Here is a 5,968-nt window from a genome sequence, read left to right on the forward strand (position 1 = left end):
CCGTCAAGAAGCTCCCCGAGCCGGTCGCCGTGCGCCTCGGCCGGACCATCGCCGACACCGCCTGGAAGCGGCGCGGCAAGGGCGTACGGCGCCTGGAGGCGAACTACGCGCGCGTGGTGCCCGGGACGTCCCCGGAGCGGCTTGCGGAGCTGTCGCGCGCGGGCATGCGCTCGTACCTGCGGTACTGGATGGAGTCCTTCCGGCTGCCGGCCTGGAGCGCCGAGCGGGTGAAGTCGGGCTTCGACCCCAAGGGCCTGCACCATCTGACCGAGGGGCTGGACTCCGGCCGGGGCGTGGTCCTCGCCCTGCCCCACCTGGCCAACTGGGACCTGGCCGGGGCGTGGGTCACCACCAAGCTGGAGACGCCGTTCACCACGGTCGCCGAGCGCCTGAAGCCGGAGTCGCTCTACGACCGGTTCGTGGCCTACCGCGAGGGGCTGGGCATGGAGGTGCTGCCGCACAGCGGCGGCGCGGCCTTCGGCACCCTGGCCCGGCGGCTGCGCGACGGCGGCCTGGTCTGCCTGGTCGCCGACCGCGACCTGTCCGCCTCCGGCGTCGAGGTCGACTTCTTCGGGGAACGGGCCCGCATGCCGGCCGGTCCGGCCCTGCTCGCCCAGCAGACGGGCGCGCTGCTGCTGCCCGTCACCCTCTGGTACGACGACTCGCCCGTCATGCAGGGCCGGGTTCATCCCCCGATCGAGGTACCCGGGTCAGGTACGCGCGCGGAGAGGACGTCTGTCATGACACAGGCGCTGGCCGACGCCTTCGCCACCGGGATCGCCGAGCATCCGGAGGACTGGCACATGCTCCAGCGCCTGTGGCTCGCCGACCTCGACCCCGCGAAGGGATCCTCGTGAGAATCGGGATCGTCTGCCCGTACTCCTGGGACGTGCCCGGTGGCGTCCAGTTCCACGTCCGTGACCTCGCCGAGTACTTCCTCCGCCTCGGCCACCATGTCTCCGTGCTCGCCCCGGCCGACGACGACACCCCGCTGCCGCCGTACGTCGTCTCCGCCGGCCGCGCGGTCCCGGTGCCGTACAACGGCTCGGTGGCCCGGCTGAACTTCGGCTTCCTGTCGGCCGCGCGGGTCCGGCGCTGGCTGCACGAGGGCGCCTTCGACGTGGTGCACATCCACGAGCCGACCTCGCCCTCGCTGGGCCTGCTGACCTGCTGGGCGGCGTCCGGCCCGATCGTGGCCACCTTCCACACCTCCAACCCGCGCTCGCGCGCGATGATCGCCGCCTACGCGATCCTCCAGGCCGCGCTGGAGAAGATCAGCGCGCGGATCGCGGTCAGCGAGTACGCCCGGCGCACGCTGGTCGAGCACCTCGGCGGGGACGCGGTGGTCATCCCCAACGGCGTCGACGTGGACTTCTTCGCCAAGGCCGAGCCCCGGCCCGAGTGGCAGGGCGGCACCATCGGGTTCATCGGCCGGATCGACGAGCCGCGCAAGGGGCTGCCGGTGCTGATGAAGGCGCTGCCGAGGATCCTGGCGGCCCGCCCGGAGACCCGGCTGCTGGTGGCCGGCCGGGGCGACGAGGAGGCGGCCGTCGCCGGCCTGCCCGGGGAACTGCGCCCGCGCGTGGAGTTCCTCGGCATGATCAGCGACGAGGACAAGGCCCGCCTGCTGCGCAGCGTCGACCTGTACGCGGCGCCCAACACCGGCGGGGAGAGCTTCGGCATCATCCTGGTCGAGGCGATGTCGGCGGGCGCGCCCGTGCTCGCCTCCGACCTGGACGCGTTCGTGCAGGTCCTCGACCAGGGCGAGGCCGGCGAGGTGTTCGCCAACGAGGACGCCGACGCGCTGGCCGAGGCCGCCGTACGCCTGCTCGGCGACCCGGCCCGCCTGGCCGAGCTGCGCGCGCGGGGCAGCGCCCACGTACGGCGCTTCGACTGGTCGACGGTCGGCGCGGACATCCTGTCCGTCTACGAGACGGTGACGGCGGGCGCGGCGGCGGTCGCCACGGACGACCGCGCGACGGGCCTGCGACAGCTCGACCGGGGTCTCCCGGCCGAAGATCTCGACCAGGCCCTTGACCTTCTTGGAGTCGGGGTTGATCTCGTTGATGGTCGCCTGGAGCGTGGCGAACGGGCCGTCGGTGACGGTGACCGAGTCGCCGACCTCGAAGTCCAGCACCTGGACCTCGACCTTGCGCTGCGGGGCGGGCTTGCCCTCGGCCTCGGCGGCCTCGCGGGCGGCCTTCTCCTCGGCCTCCGGGGCGAGCATCTTGACGATCTCGTCCAGGGTCAGCGGGTAGGGGTCGTAGGCGTTGCCGACGAAGCCGGTGACGCCCGGGGTGTTGCGGACGACGCCCCAGGACTCGTTGGTCAGGTCCATGCGGACCAGGACGTAACCCGGCAGCTTGTTCTGCTTGATCGTCTTGCGGTCGCCGTTCTTGATCTGGACGACCTCTTCCTGCGGCACCTCGGCCTGGAAGATGTAGTCCTCGACGTTCAGCGAGACGGCGCGCTGCTCCAGGTTGGTCTTCACGCGGTTCTCGTAACCGGCGTAGGTGTGGATGACGTACCACTCGCCGGGCAGGGTGCGCAGTTCCTCGCGCAGGGCCTCGACCGGGTCGACCGGGGCGGCGGGCTCGGCCTCGGCGGCCTCCGCGACTGCTTCCTCGGCGGCCTCGTCGTCCTCGCCCTCGGAGCCGTCCTCGTCCTCGGCGTCCTCGGCGTGCACGGCGGCCTCCTCGGCCGGCTCCCCCGCCTCGGCCTCGGCAGCCTCGAACTCGTCCTGGTCGTCCGCGCCCTCGACGATGTCGAGCTCGTCGTCCACCGTCTCGGCAGCCTGCCCGCGGGGCTCAGTGGCGTCGTCGTTCAGGTTCGGGTCAGACACGATGGCTGCTTCTTCCTGGATACATAGGGGTGGAACATGCGAAAAGGGGCGCCGGTACCACGGCGCCCTTCGCTTTTGGCTCAGCCGAAGACGTACTTGGCCGCGTGGTCGAGCCCATAGTCAATCACGGTCACCAGAGCGATCATGATGACGACGAAGAAGATCACCACGGTGGTGTACGAAGTCAGCTGGTTGCGCGTCGGCCAGACGACCTTGCGGAGCTCCGCGATGATCTGGCGGTAGAAGGTGGCGAGGCGCTTCAGCGGGCCCTTCTTGGCGCGCTTTCCGCCCTTGCGGGCCTTCTTGGACTCGGGCACCTCGTCCTGGGCGTCAGGCGTGTCGATGGAGCCTACGGCGTCCGTCATAGTCCTCACCTGATCCCGGGTCGTGGCCGTGCCGCGCCCGGTTTCTGAGCCGCACGGCGGTGCATTGCTGTACGTACGCGCACACATCCTGGCGGTGTGTGTAGCAGGGCCGGAGGGACTTGAACCCCCAACCGCCGGTTTTGGAGACCGGTGCTCTACCAATTGAGCTACGACCCTTTGTGTGTCCCCCAACGTACCGCATCCGACCGGGTGCCCGATGTGCACCGGCTCGGCGGCGGCCGTCGAGAGGCCAACGAGGTGAGAGTGTACGTGGTCCGGGGCCCGGCGTCGAACAGAAAGTGCTCGTCGGGATCACGGAAACGGAGATCGTCCTGGCCGGGGGCCGGATTCGGACCCCTGTTCACCCCTCGGCCGCCGACTGCCCAGTCTGTGAAACCCGTGTGCCGGGGTCGTTTCCGGTCTGGAACGATGGGCCGCATGAGCGCTGCAATCCCTCCCACCGAGCGCCGGGTCTCCGCCCGAGTCGGTGCGATCTCCGAGTCCGCCACCCTCGCCGTGGACGCCAAGGCGAAGGCCCTGAAGGCCGCCGGGCGTCCGGTGATCGGCTTCGGCGCCGGTGAGCCCGACTTCCCGACCCCGGACTACATCGTCGAGGCGGCCGTCGAGGCCTGCAAGAACCCCAGGTTCCACCGCTACACCCCGGCCGGCGGCCTGCCCGAGCTGAAGGCCGCGATCGCCGCCAAGACGCTGCGCGACTCCGGCTGGGAGCCCGACGTCTCCCAGATCCTGGTCACCAACGGCGGCAAGCAGGCCATCTACGAGGCCTTCGCCGCGATCCTCGACCCGGGCGACGAGGTCATCGTCCCGGCGCCGTACTGGACGACGTACCCCGAGTCCATCCGCCTGGCCGGCGGTGTCCCGGTGGAGGTCGTCGCGGACGAGACCACCGGCTACCGGGTCTCGGTGGAGCAGCTGGAGGCGGCGCGCACGGAGCGCACGAAGGTCGTCCTCTTCGTCTCCCCGTCCAACCCGACCGGCGCGGTGTACTCCGAGGCCGAGACCGAGGCGATCGGCCGCTGGGCCCTCGAGCACGGCCTGTGGGTGCTCACCGACGAGATCTACGAGCACCTGGTCTACGGCGACGCCGCCGCGGTGTCCCTGCCGGCGCTCCTGCCCGAGCTGCGCGACAAGTGCGTCGTGGTCAACGGCGTGGCGAAGACGTACGCCATGACCGGCTGGCGCGTGGGCTGGGTCATCGGCCCGAAGGACGTCGTCAAGGCCGCGACGAACCTCCAGTCGCACGCCACCTCCAACGTCTCCAACGTGGCCCAGGCGGCCGCCCTGGCCGCCGTCTCGGGCGGTCTGGAGGCCGTGGCGGAGATGCGCGAGGCGTTCGACCGGCGCCGCAGGACCATCGTGCGGATGCTCAACGAGATCGACGGCGTGGTCTGCCCGGAGCCCGAGGGCGCGTTCTACGCCTACCCCTCGGTCAAGGCGCTGCTCGGCAAGGAGATCCGCGGCAAGCGCCCGCAGGACACCGTCGAGCTGGCCGCGCTGATCCTGGAGGAGGCCGAGGTCGCGGTCGTCCCGGGCGAGGCGTTCGGCACGCCGGGCTACCTGCGGCTGTCGTACGCGCTCGGCGACGAGGACCTCGCCGAGGGCGTGAGCCGCATCCAGAAGCTGCTGGCGGAGGCGCGGGACTAGTTCCCGGCCGCCACGCGCGCGTGCGGGCCGTCTCCCCCCCGGGGAGACGGCCCGTTCTTGTGTACGGGCGGTCCACCTACGGTGAAACGGCTACCGGGAAGGCGGTGACGTACGGCAGGATCTGGGAATGGAGCGTGTACGTGATCTCTCTGAGCTGCCGAAAGCCCATCTGCACCTGCACTTCACCGGGTCGATGCGACCAGGGACCGTGCTGGAGCTGGCCGACAGGTACGGCGTACGGCTGCCCGACACGCTGAGGGACGCCCTCGTCAGCGGGGAGCCGCCCCGGCTGCGCGCCACGGACGAGCGGGGCTGGTTCCGTTTCCAGCGGCTGTACGACGCCGCCCGCTCCTGCCTGCGCACCCCGGAGGACATCCAGCGCCTGGTCCGGGAGGCCGCCGAGGAGGACCTGAACGACGGCTCGGGCTGGCTGGAGATCCAGGTGGACCCGACGTCGTACGCGCCCCGGCTGGGCGGTCTGATCCCGGCGCTGGAGGTCATCCTGGACGCGGTCGACACGACCTCCCGGGAGACCGGTCTCGGCATGCGCGTCCTGGTCGCCGCCAACCGCATGAAGCACCCGCTGGACGCGCGCACGCTGGCCCGGCTGGCGGTGCGCTACGCGGACCGGGGCGTGGTCGGCTTCGGGCTCTCCAACGACGAGCGGCGGGGCCTGGCGCGGGACTTCGACCGGGCCTTCCACATCGCCCGCGAGGCGGGCCTGCTGTCGGCCCCGCACGGCGGCGAGCTGGCCGGCCCGGCGTCGGTCCGGGACTGCCTGGACGACCTGTACGCCTCGCGGATCGGGCACGGGGTGCGGGCCGCGGAGGACCCGCGGCTGCTGAAGCGGCTGGCCGACCGGGGCGTGACCTGCGAGGTGTGCCCGGCCTCGAACGTGGCGCTCGGCGTGTACGAGAAGCCGCAGGACGTCCCGCTGCGCACCTTCTTCGAGGCGGGCGTGCCGATGGCGCTGGGCGCGGACGACCCGCTGCTGTTCGGCTCGCGGCTGACCGCGCAGTACGAGATCGCCCGGCACGCCCACGGCTTCTCGGACGCGGAGCTGGCCGAGCTGGCCCGGCAGTCGGTGCGGGGCTCG

4 protein-coding genes, 1 tRNA gene and 2 pseudogenes are annotated in these 5,968 nt (G+C 71.6%); 4 read left to right on the forward strand and 3 right to left on the reverse strand.

From position 1 onward, the window contains the following. Positions 1–857, forward strand: an 857-nt coding sequence (locus H5J33_RS20550) for a phosphatidylinositol mannoside acyltransferase (protein WP_181796395.1), incomplete at its 5' end; no start/stop codon positions are given. After that, positions 854–1,990: pseudogene (locus tag H5J33_RS20555) on the forward strand (glycosyltransferase family 4 protein); the annotation flags it as partial. The gene H5J33_RS20550 and the pseudogene H5J33_RS20555, both read left to right, overlap by 4 nt. On the opposite strand, the pseudogene nusG reads toward H5J33_RS20555, so the two are convergent. From nusG to H5J33_RS20570, 3 genes and pseudogenes are all read right to left on the reverse strand, one after another. Then, positions 1,988–2,842: pseudogene (gene nusG, locus H5J33_RS20560) on the reverse strand (transcription termination/antitermination protein NusG); the annotation flags it as partial. The pseudogenes H5J33_RS20555 and nusG overlap by 3 nt on opposite strands. An 80-nt stretch (positions 2,843–2,922) precedes the next feature. After that, the gene (gene secE / locus H5J33_RS20565; RefSeq protein WP_030601348.1) at positions 2,923–3,207 is read right to left on the reverse strand and encodes a preprotein translocase subunit SecE; all 285 of its coding nucleotides are present in this window, start codon (positions 3,205–3,207) and stop codon (positions 2,923–2,925) included. A gap of 104 nt (positions 3,208–3,311) precedes the next feature. Further along, positions 3,312–3,384 (reverse strand) — tRNA-Trp (locus tag H5J33_RS20570). 261 nt (positions 3,385–3,645) lie between these two features. On the opposite strand from H5J33_RS20570, the gene H5J33_RS20575 reads away from it, so the two are divergent. Together H5J33_RS20575 and H5J33_RS20580 are read left to right on the forward strand one after the other, a co-directional pair. Further along, positions 3,646–4,872 carry a pyridoxal phosphate-dependent aminotransferase gene (locus H5J33_RS20575; protein ID WP_181796396.1) on the forward strand — a complete coding sequence of 409 codons (1,227 nt, stop codon included), beginning with the start codon at positions 3,646–3,648 and terminating at the stop codon, positions 4,870–4,872. A gap of 127 nt (positions 4,873–4,999) precedes the next feature. Further along, positions 5,000–5,968, forward strand: a 969-nt coding sequence (locus H5J33_RS20580) for an adenosine deaminase (protein ID WP_181796397.1), incomplete at its 3' end; no start/stop codon positions are given.

This window comes from Streptomyces sp. WELS2 (assembly GCF_013870595.1).
Taxonomy (GTDB): Bacteria; Actinomycetota; Actinomycetes; order Streptomycetales; family Streptomycetaceae; genus Streptomyces.

What these genes read in the sequence shown, in the direction of transcription:
- secE (WP_030601348.1), bottom strand. Translation starts at nt 3,207, where the DNA reads ATGACGGACGCCGTAGGCTCCATCGACACGCCTGACGCCCAGGACGAG.
- H5J33_RS20575 (WP_181796396.1), top strand. Translation starts at nt 3,646, where the DNA reads ATGAGCGCTGCAATCCCTCCCACCGAGCGCCGGGTCTCCGCCCGAGTC.